The sequence below is a fragment of the Cellulosimicrobium funkei genome (assembly GCF_004519295.1).
GTDB lineage: Bacteria > Actinomycetota > Actinomycetes > Actinomycetales > Cellulomonadaceae > Cellulosimicrobium > Cellulosimicrobium funkei.
Map to the genome: position 1 here is coordinate 352,357 of NZ_SOZH01000001.1, position 20,238 is coordinate 372,594.

Sequence of the window (20,238 nt, forward strand, 5' to 3'; positions counted from 1 at the left end):
AGTGTTATCGGCGGAATCTGATCGTATTCTTGCACAGTGCGCTCGACGACGCCGAGGATCGTCGACATGGTCAGCATCGCGTTCGTCGGCGCCGGGAGCGTCGTCTTCACCCGCCAGCTCGTCGCCGACATCCTGCGCTACCCGGAGCTCGCCGACGCGCGCCTCGTGCTGCACGACATCGACCCCGAGCGGCTCCGCGTCGCCGAGGGCACCGCGCGTCAGGTGAGCCGCCAGCTCGGGGCGTCGGCCACCGTCGAGGCGTACGCCGACCGTCGCCGGGCTCTCGACGGGGTCGACTTCGTCGTCAACATGATCCAGGTCGGCGGCATCGACGCGACGTTGAAGGACCTCGAGATCCCCGCGCGCCACGGCCTGCGCCAGACCATCGGCGACACGACCGGCGTCGGTGGCGTGTTCCGCGCGCTGCGTACGTTCCCGGTGCTCGAGGGCGTCGCGACCGACATGCGCGAGCTGTGCCCGCAGGCATGGCTGCTCAACTACACGAACCCGATGGCGATGAACGTGTGGTGGGTCTCCACCGTCGCTCCCGACCTCAAGGTCGCCGGGCTCTGCCACTCCGTCTACTGGACCGCCCACGACCTCGCAGAGCTCGTGGGCGTCCCGGTGGGGGAGACGCGGTACCGTGCCGCGGGCGTCAACCACCAGGCGTGGCTGCTCGAGTGGGACCACGAGGGCGAGTCGCTGTACCCCCGGCTGCGCGAGACGATCCGCCGCGACCCCGGGCTCGAGCGTCGCGTCCGGGTCGAGATCTTCCGCCGGCTCGGCTACTACCCGACGGAGACGAGCGAGCACTCCTCCGAGTACGTGTCGTGGTTCCTCCGCTCCGACGAGCAGATCGAGCGCTACCGCCTGCAGCCGCTCGAGTACGTCGGCATCAGCCGGGGGAACGTCGCGGAGTTCGAGGCGGCGCGGCGCGCGCTCGCCGCCGGCGAGGACCTCGCGCTCGAGGACGGCGCGAGCGAGTACGCGCCCCAGATCATCCACTCCCTCGTGACCGGCACGCGGCGCGAGGTGCACGTCAACGTCCCCAACCACGGCCTGGTCGACAACCTGCCCCAGGATGCGGTCGTCGAGGTCCCGGCGGAGGTCGACGGCGACGGCCTGCGCCCCGTGCCGATGGGCTCGCTCCCGGCACAGTGCGCGGCGCTCAACCAGCCGTACGTCTCCGTCGCGGCGCTGACCGTCGAGGCGGCGCGCACCGGCGACCCCCGGCTCGTGCGCCAGGCCGTGCTCATGGACCCGAACGCGTCCTCGACCCTGACGCCCGCGCAGATCTGGGCCCTGTGCGACGAGCTCGTCAGCGCGCACGGCGACCTGCTCCCCGAGCCGCTGCGCGCCCTCGTGCCGGCGGGTGCGCTGTGACCCTGGCCGCGACGGGCAACCTCGTCGCTGCGGCGGCGCGCGACGGCGGCGCCGTGCTCGCGTTCAACGTCATCACGCTCGAGCACGCCGAGGGCATCGTCGCCGGCCTCGAGGGCGCCGGGGCTCCCGGCATCCTGCAGATCAGCGAGAACGCCGTCCGCTACCACGAGGGCCGCATGACGGCGCTGGTCGCGGCCTGCCGCGAGATCGCCGTCGCGGCACGCGTCCCCGTCTCGCTGCACCTCGACCACGTCCAGGACGTCGACCTCGCGCGCCAGGTCGTCGACCAGGCGTGGCGACTCGGGATCACGTCGATCATGGTCGACGCCGCCCACCTCGACTACGCGGACAACGTCGCCACGACCCGCGACCTCACCCGGTCCGCGCACGACACCACGCTGTGGGTCGAGGCCGAGCTCGGCGAGATCGGCGGCAAGGACGGTGCGCACGCGCCCGGCGTGCGCACCGACCCCCACGAGGCTGTGTCGTTCGTCGCCGCGACCGGCGTCGACGGGCTCGCAGTCGCCGTCGGCAGCTCCCACGCGATGACGAGCGCGACCGCGGAGCTCGACCTCGACCTCGTCGAGCGGATCGCCGCCGAGGTACCCGTCCCGCTGGTGCTGCACGGGTCGTCCGGTGTCCCTGCCGCGATGTTGCGCGACGCCGTCGCACGCGGGATCCGCAAGATCAACGTCGGGACCGCGCTCAATGTCGGCTACACGCGTCAGGTGCGAGACTTCCTCGACGCGCACGACGCCGTCACCGACCCCCGCACGTACCTCGCACCGGCGCGGGGAGCCGTGCGCGACGCCGTCGACCGGCTCTGCACGCAGGTGTTCGCCTGACACCACGAATCGTCCGGCATCTCCTGATCGGCACCCCCACCATGGCGCGCGGGCAGCGTGTCACGACGAGAGGAACGAGCACATGAGACGAACGACGACCGGCCTGGCACTCGGCTCGGCGCTGGTGCTGGCCGCGTGCGCGGGCAGCCCCGCCGTCGGTGGCACGAGCCCCGTCCCGGACACGCCCCGCGCGGCCGGGACCGACGCGTCGGCCGCGGCGGCGGTCGAACTGCCGCCCACGAGCGGGATCCTCGACTACCAGCTCGGTGGTGCGTACGACGACGTCGATGCCGGTTCCGGTCCGGTGACCCCCGACGTCGTGGTGCGCGACGCGACGGCGACGCCGCTCTCCGGCGCGTACAACGTCTGCTACGTGAACGGCTTCCAGACGCAGCCCGACGACGCCGCCCTGTGGCGCACGCACGAGGACCTGCTGCTGCACGACGCCGACGGCGTGCTCGTCGTCGACCCGGACTGGCCGGACGAGTTCGTGCTCGACCCGTCGTCCGCGGCGCAGCGCGAGGGGATCCTCGACATCCTGGGTCCGGTGGTCACCGGCTGCGCGGACGACGGGTTCGACGCGGTCGAGATCGACAACCTCGATACCTGGACCCGTTTCGCCGAGATCGACGAGGCCGGCGCGCACGCGCTCGCCACGGCGTACGTGGACCTCGCTCACGACGCCGGGCTCGCGATCGCGCAGAAGAACGCCGCGGAGATCACGCAGGTCGCGCACGACGACCTCGGGTTCGACTTCGCCGTCACGGAGGAGTGCGCCGTCTGGGACGAGTGCGCCGCGTACACCGGCGTGTACGGCGACCACGTGCTCCAGGTCGAGTACCCGGGCCCGCTCGCGGCCGAGGGACTCACCTTCGCCGACGCGTGCGCCCTGCCCGACCGTGCGCCGCTCACGGTGCTGCGCGACCTCTACCTGGTCCGACCGGACACCGACGTCAGCGGCTTCGACCCGGTCGAGGAGACCGGCGAGCCGTACTCGTACGTGTTCGCGACCTGCTGACACGGGGCGGCGGGCGGTGCCCACGCCGTTCGCCGCGTCGCGTCACCAGCCGTCGGGCGTGAGGAGCTTGCGGATGCGCTTCTCGCTCACCGGGCCGTCGGTGCCGAGCTGCTGTGCGAACAGCGACACGCGCAGCTCCTCGATCAGCCACCGCACCTCGGCCAGGTCGGCGGCGCGGACCGGGTCGGCCGGGCCCTGGGCGTACGCGGCGCGGGCGCGCTGGTAGGCGTCCTCGACGTCGTGCACGCGCCACGCGAGCTCGGCGTCGCGGTTCGGGTTCGACTGCGCCTTCTCCAGCCGGTACGACCCCGCCCGCAGGTAGCGCGTCAGGTGCGGCAGGCGTCGGGGCGGGGTCTGCGAGACGAAGCCGTCGTGGATGAGGCCCGCCGCCTGGTCGCGCAGGTCGGTGAGCGTGTTGAGCAGCGCGAGACTGTTCGACGCGCGGATCTCCGCGTCGAGGTTGCGCGACGCGGTGAGCGCGGCGACCACGTGCCCGACCACCTGGTGCACGTGCTCCTCCAGGTGCGCGCGGACGAACGTGCGCGCGGCCGCGTAGGCCTCGGCGTCGCGGACCGTCGCCGCGTCCGGCTGCCCACTGCCGCCGCTCGTCAGCGCGATCACCGCGGCGAGCTGCAGGTCCGCGACGAGCGCGTCCGTGTTCCGGTACGGGCTGGCCGCCAACGTGAGCGACTGCGTCCCGTTCCACCGGCTCGTGATGCGCCCGGTCTGCAGCGCCGTCTCCGTCAGCAGCAGACGCCGCACGCCCCGCGCGTGCTCCCGCGCCTGCGCGGTCGCGTCGGCCAGCACGCGCAGCGCGACGACCGGCTTCCCCTTCGCGTCCTGCTCCTCGACGACCGCCGGGTACCCGCGCACCACGACCCCACCCCCGAGGTCGGTCGACACCGTCGCGGGCAGCCGCCCGTCGGTGAGGTCGTCGGGCCAGGTGGTCAGGTCGGTGCGCTCGCTCACCAGGCTCGTGGTCGAGCCCGCGGGCGGTGCGCCGTCGGTGCTCGGACCGACCGCGCCGTCACCTGGTGCGGTCGGCCGTCGGTGTCCGTGCGCGGCCTCGACGCCCGTCGCGCCCGACGACGCGCCGCCCGCTCGTCCTGCACCTCGCCCGGGTGAGCCGGACGCAGAGGCGGGGGAGGGGGCGTCGGATGCGAAGGGCGTGGCGGGCCTGGCGGGAGCGCCGTGAGGAACGAGCGGCGCGGATGGTAGCCCGAGCACCGACGCCCCCTCCGCCGCCGGACCCGACCCCGCGAGCTCCGATCCGGACCCCGCGGCAGCCTCGCGCAGCGCCGCCCCCACCGCGCCCTTCACCGCTGCCCGCACCGCCGCCTGGTTCTGGGCGGCGAGACGGCGCTGGAGCGCGAGGAGGTCCTTCGACTCGTCGAGCACGACGGAGCCGCCGCGCCCGCGGGTGTCCTCGACCCGGAACGTCATGCGCAGGTGCGCGGGCAGGCGCGCCTCCTGCTCGGGGCCCCACGCGTCGTCGGGGATGACGACGTCGCGCAGCGCCCGGACGGCGCGGCTGAACGCGACGTGGAACGGCTCGGCCATGTCGCCCGCGCGGGCCATGTCCTCCCAGGCGGGCGTGTGCTCGCGGAGCCAGGCGACGACGTCGCGCGCGACGTCCGGTGCCGGCACGAGCTGGACGCGGACCGGCTTGGGCAGCGAGCGGATCGTCGCCGTGGCGAGCTCGTCGAGCAGGCCCGGCACCATCCAGTCGAACCCGTCGGGGACGACGCGGTTGAGCACGGAGATCGGGACGTGCACGGTCACGCCGTCGGCCTCGGTCCCGGGCTGGAACTGGTACGTGAGCGGGAGCGTCAGCTCGCCCTGCGGCCAGGTCTCCGGGAACTGCGACGTGTCGACCTGCTCGGCGTCGGGCACGAGCTGTTCGAGCGTGAAGGTGAGGAGGTCGGGGTCGCGGCGCTGCGCCGTCTTCCACCAGCGGTCGAAGTGCGCGGCGGACACGACGTCGTCGGGCACGCGCTCGTCGTAGAAGTCGAACAGCACGTCGTCGTCGACGACGAGCCCGCGCTGGCGCGAGCGCGCCTCGAGCTCCTCCGCCTCGGCGAGGAGCTTGCGGTTGTCGTGGAAGAACCGGTGGTGCGTCGTCCACTCGCCCTGCACGAGCGCGTGCCGCACGAACATCTCGCGCGCGGCCTCGGGGTCGACCTTCGCGTAGAGGACCTTGCGGTCCGCGACGATCGGCACGCCGTACAGCAGCACCTTCTCGGTCGCGATCGCCGCGCCGCGCTTGGTCGACCAGTGCGGCTCGGAGTACGTGCGCCGCGCGAGGTCGCCCGCGAGGTCCTCGGCCCACTCGGGCTGGATCCGGGCGACGTCGCGCGCCCACAGCCGCGACGTCTCGACGAGCTCGCCCGCCATGATCCACGCCGGCGGCTTCTTGCTCAGCGGCGAGCCGGGGAAGATCGCGAACCGCGCGCCGCGCGCGCCGGTGTACTCGTTGCGGGCCTGCTTCTGCGCGCGCCGCAACGCCTTGGCGCGGGCCTCGCCCTTGAGGTGCGCGACCGACGACGCCTTCACCTCGCCCGTGTCCTGCATCCCGATCTGCGACAGCAGGCCGGACAGGAGCGCCTTGTGGATCGTGTCGCCGTCCCAGGCGCGCTTGTACGCCTGGGTGTCGGGGGTGGCGTCCGCGGTGGGGGCGGCGTCGGTGCTCGGAGCTGCCGCGCCGTCGCCCTGGTCGTCCGGCCGGAAGTTCACGAGCGCGGCTTGACGCTCTCTCGCATCCGACGCCGCCCCCACCGCTCGTCCTGCTCGGCGCCCGGGCGTCGACGCCGCGTCCCCCGCGGCGCCCGACCCGTGACGCGCGCGGGGGCGGTACGACATGTCGATGCCCAGGGGCTTGGACATCTCGCGGAGCTGGGCGACGACGTCCTGCCACTCGCGGATGCGCAGGAAGTTGAGGTACTCGGCCTTGCACAGGCGGCGGAAGGCCGACGACGAGAGCTCGTGCTGCTGCTCGCGGACGTACTCCCAGACGTTGAGGTAGGTGAGGAAGTCGGAGTGCGGGTCGGTGAAGCGCGCGTGCGCCTGGTCGGCCTGGGCGCGGACCTCGGCGGGGCGCTCGCGCGGGTCCTGGATCGACATGACGGCGGCGATGATCGCGACCTCGCGCGCGACGCCGAGCCTCGAGCCCTCCCAGATCATGCGGGCGAGGCGCGGGTCCATGGGGAGCTGGGCGAGGACGCGCCCGACCTCGGTGAGGCGCGTGACGCCGTCGGACGTGGCGAGGGCGCCGAGCTCGGTGAGGAGCTGGACGCCGTCGCGCACGGCGCGCGTGTCCGGGGGCTCGACGAACGGGAAGCGCGCGACCTCGTCGGGGGTCTCGACGACGCCGACGGAGATCATCTGGAGCAGCACCGACGCGAGGGAGGTGCGCAGGATCTCCGGCTCGGTGAACTCGGGCCGGGAGAGGAAGTCGTCCTCGGAGTAGAGGCGCACCGCGATGCCGTCGGCGACGCGCCCGGAGCGGCCGGAGCGCTGGTTCGCGCTCGCCTGCGAGACGGGCTCGATGGGCAGGCGCTGGACCTTGGTCGCCTTGGAGTAGCGCGAGATGCGGGCCGTGCCGGGGTCGACGACGTAGTGGATCCCCGGCACGGTGAGCGACGTCTCGGCGACGTTCGTCGCGAGCACGATGCGCCGCGAGGAGTGCGCCTGGAACACGCGGTGCTGCTCGGCTGACGACAGCCGCGCGTACAGCGGCAGGATCTCGACGCGCTGCGGGTGCTTCGGGTCGGTGACGCGGTCCTTGAGGTGGCCGGTGAGCGCGTCGGCGGCGTCGTGGATCTCGCGCTCGCCGGAGAGGAACACGAGGATGTCGCCGTGCCCCTCGCGCATGAGCTCGTCGCACGCGTCGACGATGCCGGTCACGAGGTCCTTCTCCTCGGCGCTCGCGCGGCCCTTCGCCTTCGTGGCGCTGCCGGTGGAGGCGCCGGGGTCGACGTCCGGGGACAGCGGCCTGTACCGGATCTCGACCGGGTAGGTGCGGCCGGACACCTCGACGACGGGCGCGGCGTCGGGCAGCGCGTCGACCACGTAGTCCGGCGCGCCGCCGAGCTGGGCGAGGTGCGCGGGGGAGAAGTGCTGCGCGAAGCGCTCGGAGTCGATCGTCGCCGACGTGATGATCAGCTTGAGGTCGGGGCGGCGCGGCAGGAGCCGCGCGAGGTAGCCGAGCAGGAAGTCGATGTTGAGGGACCGCTCGTGCGCCTCGTCGACGATGATCGTGTCGTACGCGAGGAGCTCCGGGTCGCGCTGGATCTGCGCGAGCAGGATGCCGTCCGTCATGACCTTGACGAGCGTGTCCTCGCTGGAGGTGTCGGTGAACCGCACCTGGTACCCGACGACGCCGCCCAGCTCCGTGCCGAGCTCCTCCGCGATGCGCTCGGCGACCGTGCGCGCGGCGATGCGGCGGGGCTGCGTGTGCCCGACCTGACCCGAGCGGCCTCGGCCGAGCTCGAGCGCGATCTTGGGGAGCTGCGTCGTCTTCCCGGAGCCCGTCTCGCCCGCCACGATGACGACCTGGTGGTCGCGGATCGCGGCGGCGATGTCCGCGCGTCGGGCGCTGACCGGGAGCTGCTCGGGGTACGTGATGGGCGGGACCGTCACGTTCTCGCGCGCCTGCGCGGCCCGGTCGAGCTGCGCCCGGCTCACCTGCCGCGGGCCCGACGTCGTCCGCGCGCCCCGCCCGCGACGCGTCGGCTCCGTGGTCGTCGAGGTGCCCGACGCCGTCCGCTCGCCCCGACCGCGCCCGCGGCGGTTCCCTCGGCGTCGGCGGCCCTCGCGCGGGGTGCCCTCGGCGGCGCCGTCCCGCTGGGGAGGGCGCGCGTCAGGCTGGTTCGCTGCGGGCTCGGTACTCACGACGGTCCATTCTCTCAACCCGTCGCAACTTCATTGCTCCGGGGTGCTGACCGAACGGTGCCCACTGGCGCCGAGCACGGGATCAGCGACCGTTCTCGTCGAGAACAGGTCTCCAACCCCGTGTTCGATGCCGGTCGGGGGGAGGGGGGAGGGGAGCGGGGGTGGGGTGGGTCACGGCGGGGTCGCGCGGGCGTAGCGGGTGGCCAGGGTGCGCACGTGGTCGACGAGGGCCTGCGGTTCCGTCACGTGGAAGTCGAGGCCCAGCATCCCGACCCACACCGCGACGACCTCCACGCTGTCGCCGCCGGTGACGAGGACGCAGCGGTCATCGGCGAGCGGCTCGACCGTGCCGACCGTCGGGTTGATGCGCCGCAGCACCTCGTCGGCGGGCGCGTCGACGACGATCCGGGCGTGCACGGCCCAGCCGGCGCGCGCGACCTCGCGCACGACGAAGTCGGTCAGGTCGCCGGGGAAGTCCACCGGCGCGAACCGCCGCCCACCCGGCACGCGCAGCACGAGCCAGTCGACGCGGTAGGGGGCCCACGCGCCCGTCGCCGGGTCGCGGGCCACGAGGAACCAGCGGCGCTGCCACGCGACGAGGCGGTAGGGCTCGAGCTCGAGCGGCTCGTCGCGGTAGAAGCAGCGCAGGCCCTGGTGGTCGCGCACGGCGTCGGCCAGGGCGGTGAGCGTGTCCGGGTCGACGACCGGGTCCTCGACGTTCGAGTCCGTGTTCGCGGGGCCGGCGGCGCTCGCGGACCGGAGCGCGGCGAGACGACGGCGCAGGCGGTCCGGCATGACCTGCTCCAGCTTGGCGAGCGCGGACGCCCCGGACTCCTCGAAGCCCGCCGTGCCGGTCGCGGCCCGCAGCCCGACGGCGACCGCGACGGCCTCGGCGTCGTCGAGCAGGAGCGGGGGCAGCCGCGCCCCGGCGCCGAGCCGGTACCGGCCGCCCGGGCCGCGCACCGCGTCGACGGGGTAGCCGAGCTCGCGCAGGCGGGCGACGTCGTTGCGGACCGTGCGGTCGCTGACGTCGAGGCGCTCGGCGAGCTCGGCGCCCGACCAGTCGGGGCGCGACTGGAGCAGGCCGAGCAGCGCGAGCATGCGGGCCGAGGTGGAGGCCACGGGTCCCTCCTGGGGTCGACGGACGACGCGGGAGAACTTCTCGGAGCACCGCCAGAATAACGGAATGAACCGTTCCTGAACCTTTCCTAGAGTCGGGAGCAGAGCAGGGCACGAGGCCCCGCCCGACCGAGGAGACCACCATGACCGCGTCACACCTCTCCCCGTCCCTCGAGCACCGCCCGTTCTCCGTCGCCGTCCCGCAGGCCGACCTCGACGACCTCCGGTCGCGCCTCGGACGGACCCGGTTCGCGCCCGCCGCCCCCGGGGACTCCTGGGACTACGGGACGCCCGAGTCCTACCTGCGCGACATGGTCGGGCGCTGGACGAACTTCGACTGGAGGGCCGTCGAGGACCGGGTCAACGCGTACCCGGGCTTCCGCACCGAGATCGACGGCCAGCCGATCCACTACCTCCACGTGCGCTCCCGGCACGACGACGCGACGCCGCTGCTGCTCGCGCACACCTACCCGGGCTCGTTCCTCGACTTCCTCGACATGATCGACCCGCTCGTCGACCCCGTCGCCCACGGCGGCCGGCCCGAGGACGCGTTCCACCTCGTCATCCCCTCCATGCCGGGCTTCGGATTCTCGACGCCCGTCGTCGGGGACACGGACTGGACGATGGCGCGCGTCGCCCGCGCCTACGACGTCCTCATGCGCGACCTCGGGTACGACTCCTACGGGATCCACGGCAGCGACGGCGGCGCGATGGTCGGCCGCGAGCTCGCGGTCCTCGACCCCGAGGGCTTCCTCGGCGCCCACGTGCTCCAGCTCTTCTCCTTCCCGTCGGGCGCTCCCGGCGAGATGGACGGCTTCGGCGAGAAGGAGTTCGCCGCGCTCGGGCACCTCCAGTGGTTCCAGTCCGTGGGTGCCTACAACATGATGAACGCGTCGCGGCCGCAGACGATGGCCGCGGGGCTCGCCGACTCGCCCGTCGCCGTCCTCGCCTACCACGAGCTGTTCGAGAGCTTCGGCAACGGGACGAGCCTCGTGAGCGCCGACCAGGTGCTCGCCCAGGCGACGCTCTACTGGCTGACCAACTCCTACGCGACCGCCGCGCGCTACCACTACGCGGAGCAGCGCTCGGGCGCCGAGCCGGTCGTGAGCCGGGGTCGGATCGGCGTGGCGGTCTTCGCCGACGACTTCCAGACGATCCGCGCGTTCGCCGAGCGCGACAACGCCCGGATCGAGCACTGGTCCGAGCACCCGCGCGGCGGTCACTACGCGGCGCTCGAGGTCCCGCTCGACGTCGTCGCCGACCTCCGGATCTTCTTCGCCTGAGGCCCGCGGCCGTCGAGAACGGGGTACCGCGCGCTCGACCACGACGTCGTCGTCGTCATCCGACCGATGACGACGGCGACGTCGTGCTCGGCGCAGAATGGGGCGGTGTTCTCCCGACCCGTGACCCGCCTCGACCTCGTCCCGCGCCGCGTCCGCGTGCACGCCGTCCGGGAGACGTCCGGCGCGCTGCGCCGCCTCACCTTCCGCGACGCCGCCCCGGGCGACGCCTCGCTCGCGACGCTGCGCGCGCCCGGCCCCGACGACCACGTCAAGGTGTTCCTCCCGGACCCGGCCACCGGCGTCCTGCACGCCCCGACGCTCACCGACGACGGCGCCCTCCAGCGCCCGGCAGGCGTCGTGTCGATCTCGCGCGAGCTGACCGTCCGGGCGACGCGGACCGTCGACGGGGTTCCGGAGGTCGACGTCGACTGGGTGCTCCACGGCGGCACCGGCCCGGGTGCGCCGCCCACCGGCCAGGGTGGCCCGGCGTCGGCGTGGGCCGCACGGGCGGCGGTGGGCGACGAGGTCGTGCTCGCCGGCCCGACGACGAGCCGCGCCGCGCCGGACGGCGTCGGGCGGCTCCTGCTCGTCGGGGACGAGACGGGCCTGTCTGCGCTCGCGCGCTGGGTGGAGGCGGTCGGGGCCGACGTGCCCGTGACCGCGATCGTGGAGATCGGCGACGACGTCGACGAGGCGTTCGTCGAGGACGAGCTCGGGCGCGCGACGACCGAGCTCCTCTACCGCACCGACGGGCCCGGGCAGCTCGCCGAGGCCGTCCGCGCGCTCGGTCCGCTCGACGCCGACGAGTACGTGTTCGCCGCGGGCGAGGCGACCGACCTCGTCGCGGTGCGCCACGCGCTGCGCGGCTCCGGGGCACGGCCCGACCAGCTCGCCGTCCACGGCTACTGGCGCCGCGGCGTCGTCAACCTCGACCCTGAGGCTCCTTTGGACCCGACCGACCCCGACTGACCCCGCGCCCGGGTCACCTGCCGTGCAGGACGTCGACGGCGAGCCCGCGTCCGGCGACGGCGAGCCGCGAGTCGTTCGTCCACAGGGCGGAGCACCCGTGGACCTGCGCGGCGGCGAGGTGCAGCGCGTCGGGCGTCCGGAGCGACGAGGAGGCGCGCAGGCGTGCCGCCCGCTCGAAGGCCGCCGTGTCGAGGGGAAGCCCGACGAACAGGTCGAGCGCGCCCCGGTACCGGTCCTCGAGCTCCGGGTCTCCGGACCGCAACGGTCCCACGAGGCACTCCAGCCGGACGAGCGGGCTGATCGCGAACTCCTCGTGCCCGTGCCGGGCCAGCAGCTCGCGCACGTGCGGGCCGCGCTCGGCGTCCTCGACCAGGTAGATGACGAGGCACGTGTCGAGGTAGATCACTCCCAGCCCTCGCGCGCGGCCTCGATGTCGGCGTCGATCTGGCTCGCCGAGCGGGCGGTCCGTCGCGACGGCGGGTGGTCGTCGAGCCACTCGACGATCGCCGCCCCGGTCCCGTGCGCGAGGTCGGCCCGGACCGGCACGAGCCGCACGAGCGGGACGCCACGCCGCGCGATGACCACGTCCTCGCCGGCTGCGGCTCGATTGACGAGCTGAGAGAGGTTGTTCTTGGCCTCCAGCACGTTGACCTGCATCGCCGCTCCTCGGGTCGGGTATCCTGGCCAGGATACCTGGCCAGGGTGCTCTGCGGAAGGCTCGCGAGGGCCGTGAGGTCCCCTCCCGCGGGCGTCTGCGGGCGGCGTAACGGGCTGCAGGCGGACCGACGGCGCGCCACAGTGGGCCCATGACCCGACTCCTCGTGCTCGGCGGTTCCGACTTCGTGGGGCGCGCCGTCGTCGACGACGCCCTCGCCCGCGGCTGGGACGTCACCGTCCTCAACCGGGGCACCACCCCCGTGCCCGACGGCGTCCGGCAGCTCGTGGGCGACCGCACCCGGCCGGACGGCCTGGACGCGCTGCGCGCGGACGACGTCCCGCAGAAGTGGGACGTCGTCGTCGACACGTGGTCCTGGGCGCCCGCGGCGGCGCGCGACGCCGCCCGGCTCCTCGCCGGCCGGGTGCCGGGCGACGACCGGTACGTCTACGTGTCGTCGCGCTCGGTGTACCCGTTCCCGCGGCCGCGCGGGGCCGACGAGACGTCGGAGCTCGTCGACGGCGACCCGGACGACACGACCTCCGACGACTACGCCCGCGCCAAGCGCGGCGCGGAGATCGCCGTGACCGACGCGCTCGGCGACCGGGCGATCCTGCTGCGCGCGGGCCTCATCCTCGGGCCGCGGGAGAACGTGGGCCGCCTGCCGTGGTGGCTGCGTCGCGTCGCGCGCGGCGGCCCGGTGCTCGCCCCCGGGCCCGCCGACCTGCCGCTGCAGTACGTCGACGCGCGCGACCTCGCGGCGTTCGCGCTCGACGTGGCGCTCGCGGGCGCGTCCGGGCCGGTCGACGTCGTCAGCGCGCCCAGGCACACGACCATGGGCGAGCTGCTCGCCGCGTGCGTCGAGGCGACCGCCGCCGACGCGGCAGCAGTGGGCAAACCGCCCGCCGAGCTCGTGTGGGTCGAGCCGGAGGCCGTCCTCGCGGCCGGGATCGAGCCGTGGACCCAGCTCCCGGTCTGGCTGCCGCCGGGCGAGCTGCACGACGCGCTCCACGGCTCCGACACGTCGCGCGCGGCGACGCTCGGCCTGCGCACGCGCGACGTGCGCGAGACGGTGCGCGACACGTGGGCGTGGCTCCGCGCCCTCGAGGCCGCGGGAGAGGCGACGCCGCAGCGGGCGGACCGCCCCGCCGTCGGGCTCCCGCCGGATCTCGAGGCCGCCGCGCTGCGCGCCGCCGGCCGCGGCTGACCCGCCGACGCGGCTCGTCGGCGAGGGGGCTGGGCCGCGCAGCGATCAGTGGGGGTCAGTGCTCCGCGAGGAGCTCGCGGACGCGGGGGATGACCTGGGTGCCGTAGAGCTCGATGCTGCGCAGCATCGTGGAGTGGGGGAGCGTGCCGGTCGAGTACTTGAGGTCGAACCGGCCCGCGCCCAGGAGGCGGACGGTGCGGGCGATCTTGCGGGCCACGGTCTCGGGCGAGCCGACGTAGAGCGAGCCGTCGCGCACGTCATGGGCGAACCGCCCGCGGTGGTACGCGGGCCAGCCGCGCTCACGCCCGATCCGGTTGTTCATCGCCGCGAAGTGCTCGTAGACCTCTTCCTGCGCCTGCTCGTCGGTCTCGGCGACGTGGCCGGGCGAGTGCACGCCGATCGGCAGCACCGGCGTGCCGAGCTCCTCGACCGCGCGGTGGTAGAGGTCCACGTAGGGGCGGAACCGCTCGGGCTCGCCGCCGATGATCGCGAGCATGAGGCCCAGCCCGTGCCGCGCGGTCCGCACGACCGACTCGGGCGAGCCGCCGACCCCGACCCACGTGCGCAGGCGCCCGCTCTCGGTCTTGGGCCAGACCTCCTGGTCGGCGAGCCCGCCGCGCGTCGTGCCCGACCACGTGACCGGGCCCTCGTCGAGCAGGTGGACGAACAGGTCGAGCTTCTCCTCGAACAGCACCTCGTAGTCGGCGAGGTCGTAGCCGAACAGCGGGAACGACTCGATGAACGACCCGCGCCCCAGGATGACCTCCGCGCGCCCGCCGGACAGCGCGTCGAGCGTCGAGAACCGCTCGAAGACGCGCACCGGGTCGTCGGAGCTGAGCACGGTCACCGCGGAGCCGAGGCGGATGCGCGACGTCCGCGTCGCGATCCCGGCGAGCACCACCTCGGGCGCGCTGATGGCGAAGTCCGCGCGGTGGTGCTCCCCGACGCCGAAGAAGTCGACGCCGACCTGGTCCGCGAGCTCCGCCTCCTCGACGACGTCGCGGATCGTGCGCGCCCCGCTGAGCAGCACGCCGTCCGGCCCGGCGGTCACGTCGCCGAAGGTGTCGAGCCCGAGCTCGACCGTCGCGGGGTCCGGTGCGGCCGTCGCGCGCTCGGTGGGGATCGGGGAGGTCGTCTCGTCGGTCATGATCTGCTCCTGCGGTCGGGCGACCGTCGGGGGACCGGTGCTCTCACCGGTGGCGCGGTCGTGCGCGTCACAACCGTGCCCGGTCCGCGGATCTTCCGCGACCCGTCCGCGGGCGGCCGGCAGGGACGACGACGGCCGCCGCCCCGGGTGGGACGGCGGCCGTCGGTGCCGCGCCGGCGGACCGGCGGGGACGTCAGTACGTCGCGACGTCGCCGCTCGCGACGAGCGCCGCGATGGCGACGATGTAGATGATGAAGCCGATGGCGCCGAGCACGGTGAAGACGATGCTGAGGATGAGGCCCCACTTGGCGAGCTGGTTGTCGAAGCCCGCCTCCTTGCTCTTCTTGCGCGCGATCGCGCTGACGACGATGCCCGCGACCGCGAAGACGAACGCGAGGACGAAGCCGACGATGCCGAGGGTCTTGCCCGGGTCCTCGATCGGGGCCGAGTAGCCGGCGTGGGCCTGCGGGGCGGCGGGGTACTGCTGGGCCATGGTTCTTCTGCTTTCTGGCGGGGCCGACGTGGTCGAGTCCGGACGGGGCGCGGACGGGGTGCCGTCCGCGCGACTGCGGGGCTCATTGTGGGGCATGACGCCTGTGCGTGAACAGGGGGAGTTCTCTCCAGGTGCCGTGAACACGGGACATACCGGACAGGCCGGGCGGATCAACCCGCCGTCGGGTCGCTCGGGGCGTACAGGCGCAGTGCTCCGCGCCGCATGGTGAGACGGACGGTGACCGGCTCGTCGGGCGCGACGTCGTCGAGGGAGAGCGTCTCGCCGTCGTGCGCGAGCACCACGGGCGGCGACCCGGGGTGCCCGTGCTCGGTGTCGGTGTCGGGGGCGCGGTCCGCGGTGACCGCCTCGCCGTCGGGCCCGACGACCGCGCCGCGTGCGGGGAAGCGGAGCTCGAGCGCGGGGACCGACGTCGCGTCGACCACGAGGTGGCCGCGCACCCCGGGCACGCGCCGCGCGACGCGCGTCCCCGTGTCGCCCGCCGCGACCTCGAGGAACGTGCGCAGCCGGCTCGCGCGCCGCTCGGCCTGGGCCGTGCGGACGTCGAGCACGCCGTCGTCGAGGCGGTGCCGCTCGACCGGTGCGAGGCTCTGCGGGTAGTAGCGGTTGACGCCCGCGAACAGCGACCAGTACTCGCCCTCGTGCCCGTCCACCTCCATGCGCACCCGGTGCGCGCGCCGCAGCACGCGCGCCGCCGCGAGGACGGCGGCCGGCCACTTGCCGAGCCGGTGCTCGTGCTTCTCGCGCTCGGTGACGAGCTCCGGGTAGACGCCGGCCGAGAAGGTGTTGAGCACGGTGCGGGGCGGCCCGTCGACCTCGTCGACCTCGAGGTCCGCGACGTCGATCGTCACGCCCGAGCCCGTCCGCACCGCCTCGATCGTCGCGCGCATCGACGTGAGGTCGGCCGCGCGCGCGAAGTGGTTGAGGGTGCCGCCGGGGAGCACGGCGAGCGGGAGGTCGTGCGCGCGCGCCGCCGCGGCCGCGGTCGACACCGTGCCGTCACCACCGCTGATGCCGAGCGCGCGGGCGCCCCGCGCGACGGCGTCGTCGTACAGACGGCGCAGGTCGTCGCCCTCGGCGAGCACGTGGAGGTCGGCGCGGGGGAGCCCGTCGCGGACCGCCGCGAGCGGGTCCTCCTTGAGCAGCCGGCCCGAGCCCGCCGCCGGGTTGACGACGACGAAGAGGCCCGCGCCGTCGTCGAGCGCGGGGACGTCCGCGGGCGGCCCCGCCGGGACGTCGGGGCGCTGCTCGGCACGGCCGGGGACGAGCACCCGACCCGCGAGCGCGACCCCGACGCCCAGCGCCGCCCCCGCGGCGACGTCCGAGAACCAGTGCGAGCCCGTGTGCAGGCGCGAGTACAGCACGGCCCCGGCGAGCGGCGTGAGCGCCAGCCCGACCGTCGGCCACTCGATCGCGACGCCCGTGACGAACGCGGCGGCCGACGCCGAGTGACCCGAGGGGAACGAGGGCGACGTCGGCGGGTCCGCCACGCGCCGCCACAGCGGGAGGCCGTCGAGCGACGGGCGCACGCCCCCGAACACGGTCTTGCCGACGACGTTCGCGAGGACGCTCGACACGAGCAGCGAGCCGTAGCCGCGCAGGGCGGCGTCGCGCCCGCGCCGCCCGGTGGCGGCGATCCCGACCGCGGCCCCGGCCCACAGCACGCTGTGGTCGGCCCACGTCGAGAGCCGGGAGAGCGCGGTGTCGGCCGCGGCCCCCAGCGCGCGGCGGTTCGTCCAGCGGTTCACCGCGCGGTCGAGACGGGCGACGCCGGGGAGCGCCTCGTGCGGCTTGACGATCCCGGTGACACGAGGCATCTCGCCATCGTAGGAAGGGCGGTCGAGGACCGCGCGGCGACGGCGCTCCGGGCCCGCGTGAGCCAGGTGGTCGGGCTCAGGCCCCCGCGCGGCTCGTCTCGCCGCGGAGCGTGTCGATGTGCGCCTGCAGGCGCTCGAGCGCGACGGCCACGCCCTCGCCCGCGTCGTGCGCGAGGTCGGTCACGTAGCGGAGCTGGGCGGACGCCGCGTCGAGCGCGACCTGGGCGTCGGCGAGCGCGACGGCGGCGCGACCGTCGGCCGCCTCGTCGTCGTCGGTCGCGCGCTCGAGCGCGGAGCGCGCCTCGTCCGTCGCGGCCTCGACCGACTCGACGGCGTCGAGCACGTCGTTGCGGAGCACGGGGTGCAGGGCGGGGAGCTGGGCGTGCACGCGGTCGAGGTCGTTCCCGATCGTCTCCGTCTGGACCTGCGCGTCGGCGATGAGCTGCTGGACCTCGGCGGCGCTCGCCGTCGAGCACATCGGCAGCATCATGGACAGCGCGAGCAGGCTCGCCGCGGCGAACCGGGCAGACGTGCGCGTGCGCTGCGGCGTCGTGGGCTCGCTCGTCCTCGCTGACATGGCGACAAGTCTCCCGGGCGAACCTGAGAAGCACCAGGGAATCGAGGGCGAATTCATGGAGATTTCGCACACAGCGCACGCAGGAGGCGTGGTCCGGCGGCCCGGACCGGGTTCCGGGCCGCCGGAGCGGACGGTCAGACGCGCGCGAGCCGACGGCGTCGGGCCGCCGCGACCCGCGTCCCGACGAGCCCGTGCCGCGGGCTGAACAGGTACGCGAGCGCGAACGCCACGCCCAGCGCGACGACGACCGTCCCGCCCGACGCCGTGTCGAGGTAGTAGCTGACGTAGATGCCCACGACCCCGCACACCGCCGCGACGAGCGGCGAGATCCACAGCATCCGCGAGAAGCGGTCGGTGAGGAGGTACGCCGTCGCGCCGGGCGTGATGAGCAGGGCGACGACGAGGACCACGCCGACGGCCTGGAGCGCGACGACGACCGTCAGCGCGAGCAGGCCGAGCAGCAGCGCGCCGAGCCGTCGGGGCGAGAGCCCGATCGCGTGCGCGTGCGTCGGGTCGAACGCGTAGAGCGTGAGGTCGCGCCGCTTGAGCACGACGACCGCGAGCGTCACCGCGCCGAGCGCGAGCACCTGGAGCAGGTCCGCGCGCGAGACCCCGAGCAGGTTGCCGAACAGGATGTGGTTGAGGTCCGTCTGGCTCGGCGTCACGGAGATGAGGACGAGGCCGAGCGCGAACAGCGTCGTGAACACGACCCCGATCGCGGCGTCCTCCTTGACGCGGGACGTGTCGCGCACCGCGCCGATGAGCAGCACCGCGAGCAGCCCGAAGACGAGCGCGCCGAGCGCGAACGGCGCCCCCACCACGTACGCGAGCACGACGCCGGGCAGCACGGCGTGCGAGACGGCGTCTCCCATGAGGGACCAGCCCACGAGCACGAGCCAGCACGACAGCACACCGCACACGATCCCGGCGGTCACCGTGACGGCGAGCGCGGTGCGCAGGAACTCGAACGACAGGGGCTCCAGGAGGGTGGCGAGGAGGTCGGTCACGGGGCCACCTCCACGCCGAACGCGAGCGCGAGGTTCTCGGGCCGCAGCACCTCCGCGGGCGTCGAGTGCAGCAGGACGCGGCGGTGGAGCAGCACCGCCTCGTCGGCGAGCTCGGGCAGCGCGTGCAGGTCGTGGGTCGAGACGAGGACGGTCGCCCCGCCGGTCGCGAGCTCGCGCAGCAGCGTGGTGATGGTCGCCTCCGTGCGCTTGTCCACGCCGGCGAACGGCTCGTCGAGCAGGAGGATCGTCGCGCCCTGCGCGAGCCCCCGGGCGACGAACGCGCGCTTGCGCTGCCCGCCCGAGAGCGCGCCGATCTGCCGGTCGGCCAGGTCGGTGAGCTCGACGCGCGCGAGCGCGTGCTCGACCGCCTCCCGGTCCGCGGGCCGCGTGCGCCGCGTGAAGCCCTGGTAGCCGTACCGGCCCGTCATGACGACGTCGCGCACGCTCAGCGGGAACGCCCAGTCGACGTCCTCGCTCTGCGGCACGTACCCCACCGCCTGGGCGCGCCGGGCGCGCGCGGGGGGTGCGCCGTCGACCAGGACGGTGCCGCGGTCCGGCCGGACCATGCCCATGACCGCCTTGAACAGCGTCGACTTGCCCGAGCCGTTCATGCCGACGAGCCCGCACACCGTCCCGCGCCCGCTCGACGCCCCGAGCGTGAGCGTCGCGCCGTCGAGCGCGAGGACGTCGCCGTAGTGGACGGTGAGGTCGCGCACGTCGATCGCGGGCGTGCCCGACGGCGCCCGCCCGCCCGCGCTCACGCGTCACCGCCCGCGGTGGTGCCGGTGAGGCCCGCGACGATGGTCTCGGTGTCGTGGCGCAGGAGGTCGAGATAGGTCGGCACGGGTCCGTCGGGCGCCGAGAGGGAGTCGACGTAGAGCGTCCCGCCGAACGCCGCGCCGGACTCGCGCGCGACCTGCTGCATCGCGTCGTCGGAGACGGTGGACTCGCAGAACACGGCCGGGACGTCGTGCTGCTCGACGAACTCGATGGCGCCGACGACCGACTGCGGCGTCGCCTGCTGCTCGGCGTTGACCGCCCACAGGTACTTCTCCGCGAGCCCGGCGTCGCGCGCGAGGTACGGGAACGCGCCCTCGCACGTGACCAGCGCGCGGTGGCCCTCGGGCAGCGCGTCGAGCGCCGTCGTGAGCTCGTCGTGCACGGCGGCGAGCTCGGCGGAATAGGCGGCGGCGTTCGCCGCGTAGTCGTCGGCGTGGGCCGGGTCGAGCTCCGCGAACGCGTCGGCCATGTTCTGCACGTAGACCTGCGCGTTCACGGGCGACATCCAGGCGTGCGGGTTCTCCTTGCCCTGGTACTCCTCGGCGGTGTCGTCGCCGAGCGCGATGGGCTCGACGCCCTCGCTCACGACGACGTGCGGCACGTCGAGCCCGTCGACGAACCGCCCGAACCACGCCTCGAGCCCCATGCCGTTGTCGAGGATGAGGTCGGCGTCCGCCGCCTTGCGGACGTCGCCGGGCGTCGGCTCGTAGCCGTGGATCTCCGCCCCGACCTTCGTGATCGACTCGACGCGCAGGTGGTCGCCCGCCACGTTCTCCGCCATGTCGGCGAGCACGGTGAACGTCGTGAGCACGACGGGCCGGCCGTCGTCGGGCGGGGTCGCCCCCGCGTCCGTGGCGCTCGAGCAGCCGCTCAGCGTCGCTGCGGCGAGCACCGCGACGGCTGCGGCAGCGCGGGATGCGGACCTCCGCGTCAAAAAGTTCGGCATACCGAAAAATCTAGTCGTCACGTCGGCCGCACGCAACGCCGCTTCCACCCCGGTCAGCCGAGGTAGAGCCCAGGTCCCGCGAGG

The 20,238-nt window shown here is 74.3% G+C and carries 17 protein-coding genes; 6 read left to right on the forward strand and 11 right to left on the reverse strand.

All coding sequences use genetic code 11. The features are described from left to right. Positions 1–66: 66 nt before the first annotated feature. From melA to E1O70_RS01585, 3 genes are all read left to right on the forward strand, one after another. Positions 67–1,383 (forward strand): alpha-glucosidase/alpha-galactosidase, encoded by a 1,317-nt coding sequence (melA, locus tag E1O70_RS01575; RefSeq protein WP_034651592.1) that lies wholly within the window; start codon positions 67–69, stop codon positions 1,381–1,383. After that, positions 1,380–2,228 carry a class II fructose-bisphosphate aldolase gene (locus E1O70_RS01580; RefSeq protein ID WP_061269285.1) on the forward strand — a complete coding sequence of 283 codons (849 nt, stop codon included), beginning with the start codon at positions 1,380–1,382 and terminating at the stop codon, positions 2,226–2,228. Before melA ends, E1O70_RS01580 begins: the two co-directional genes overlap by 4 nt. An 82-nt stretch (positions 2,229–2,310) precedes the next feature. Further along, on the forward strand, positions 2,311–3,246 hold the full coding sequence (locus E1O70_RS01585) for an endo alpha-1,4 polygalactosaminidase (protein WP_051876524.1): 936 nt from the start codon (positions 2,311–2,313) through the stop codon (positions 3,244–3,246). A gap of 42 nt (positions 3,247–3,288) precedes the next feature. On the opposite strand, the gene hrpA is transcribed toward E1O70_RS01585, so the two are convergent. Together hrpA and E1O70_RS01595 are read right to left on the reverse strand one after the other, a co-directional pair. Then, complete coding sequence (gene hrpA / locus E1O70_RS01590) at positions 3,289–8,136, reverse strand: ATP-dependent RNA helicase HrpA (RefSeq protein ID WP_061269284.1); 4,848 nt, start codon at positions 8,134–8,136, stop codon at positions 3,289–3,291. A 171-nt stretch (positions 8,137–8,307) separates the two neighbouring features. Further along, a complete protein-coding gene (locus E1O70_RS01595; protein ID WP_061267947.1) occupies positions 8,308–9,258 on the reverse strand; it encodes a helix-turn-helix transcriptional regulator in 951 nt (316 codons plus the stop codon). Between the two features lie 140 nt (positions 9,259–9,398). Here E1O70_RS01595 and E1O70_RS01600 point away from each other — a divergent pair, with 140 nt between their 5' ends. Beyond that, positions 9,399–10,538 carry an epoxide hydrolase family protein gene (locus E1O70_RS01600; protein ID WP_061267946.1) on the forward strand — a complete coding sequence of 380 codons (1,140 nt, stop codon included), beginning with the start codon at positions 9,399–9,401 and terminating at the stop codon, positions 10,536–10,538. A gap of 105 nt (positions 10,539–10,643) precedes the next feature. Then, entirely contained in the window at positions 10,644–11,507 is an 864-nt protein-coding gene (locus E1O70_RS01605; protein WP_167496871.1) for a siderophore-interacting protein, read from the forward strand. 13 nt (positions 11,508–11,520) lie between these two features. Here the strand turns inward: E1O70_RS01605 and E1O70_RS01610 are convergent, their stop codons facing one another. Beyond that, positions 11,521–11,913, reverse strand: a complete 393-nt coding sequence (locus E1O70_RS01610) for a type II toxin-antitoxin system VapC family toxin (RefSeq protein WP_061267944.1) — start codon at positions 11,911–11,913, stop codon at positions 11,521–11,523. After that, positions 11,910–12,164, reverse strand: a complete 255-nt coding sequence (locus E1O70_RS01615; RefSeq protein WP_021483636.1) for a type II toxin-antitoxin system Phd/YefM family antitoxin — start codon at positions 12,162–12,164, stop codon at positions 11,910–11,912. The genes E1O70_RS01610 and E1O70_RS01615 overlap by 4 nt, the downstream gene beginning before the upstream one ends. A gap of 149 nt (positions 12,165–12,313) precedes the next feature. Between E1O70_RS01615 and E1O70_RS01620 the strand changes: the two genes are divergently transcribed. Further along, a complete protein-coding gene (locus tag E1O70_RS01620; RefSeq protein ID WP_061267943.1) occupies positions 12,314–13,369 on the forward strand; it encodes an NAD-dependent epimerase/dehydratase family protein in 1,056 nt (351 codons plus the stop codon). A gap of 55 nt (positions 13,370–13,424) precedes the next feature. On the opposite strand, the gene E1O70_RS01625 is transcribed toward E1O70_RS01620, so the two are convergent. The 7 genes from E1O70_RS01625 to E1O70_RS01655 all read right to left on the reverse strand — a co-directional run bounded on the left by E1O70_RS01625 (position 13,425) and on the right by E1O70_RS01655 (position 20,154). Beyond that, positions 13,425–14,516: an LLM class flavin-dependent oxidoreductase gene (locus E1O70_RS01625; RefSeq protein WP_082774500.1), complete on the reverse strand. Its 1,092-nt coding sequence runs from the start codon at positions 14,514–14,516 to the stop codon at positions 13,425–13,427. A gap of 193 nt (positions 14,517–14,709) precedes the next feature. Continuing rightward, positions 14,710–15,009 carry a hypothetical protein gene (locus E1O70_RS01630; protein WP_061267942.1) on the reverse strand — a complete coding sequence of 100 codons (300 nt, stop codon included), beginning with the start codon at positions 15,007–15,009 and terminating at the stop codon, positions 14,710–14,712. A 170-nt stretch (positions 15,010–15,179) separates the two neighbouring features. Next, positions 15,180–16,844 carry a bifunctional phosphatase PAP2/diacylglycerol kinase family protein gene (locus E1O70_RS01635; RefSeq protein ID WP_061267941.1) on the reverse strand — a complete coding sequence of 555 codons (1,665 nt, stop codon included), beginning with the start codon at positions 16,842–16,844 and terminating at the stop codon, positions 15,180–15,182. Between the two features lie 76 nt (positions 16,845–16,920). Continuing rightward, positions 16,921–17,421: a hypothetical protein gene (locus E1O70_RS01640; protein WP_043658772.1), complete on the reverse strand. Its 501-nt coding sequence runs from the start codon at positions 17,419–17,421 to the stop codon at positions 16,921–16,923. 134 nt (positions 17,422–17,555) lie between these two features. Next, the gene (locus E1O70_RS01645) at positions 17,556–18,428 is read right to left on the reverse strand and encodes a metal ABC transporter permease (protein WP_061267940.1); all 873 of its coding nucleotides are present in this window, start codon (positions 18,426–18,428) and stop codon (positions 17,556–17,558) included. Then, entirely contained in the window at positions 18,425–19,189 is a 765-nt protein-coding gene (locus E1O70_RS01650; RefSeq protein ID WP_061267939.1) for a metal ABC transporter ATP-binding protein, read from the reverse strand. Before E1O70_RS01650 ends, E1O70_RS01645 begins: the two co-directional genes overlap by 4 nt. Beyond that, entirely contained in the window at positions 19,186–20,154 is a 969-nt protein-coding gene (locus E1O70_RS01655) for a metal ABC transporter substrate-binding protein (protein ID WP_061267938.1), read from the reverse strand. Before E1O70_RS01655 ends, E1O70_RS01650 begins: the two co-directional genes overlap by 4 nt. Positions 20,155–20,238: the final 84 nt, after the last annotated feature.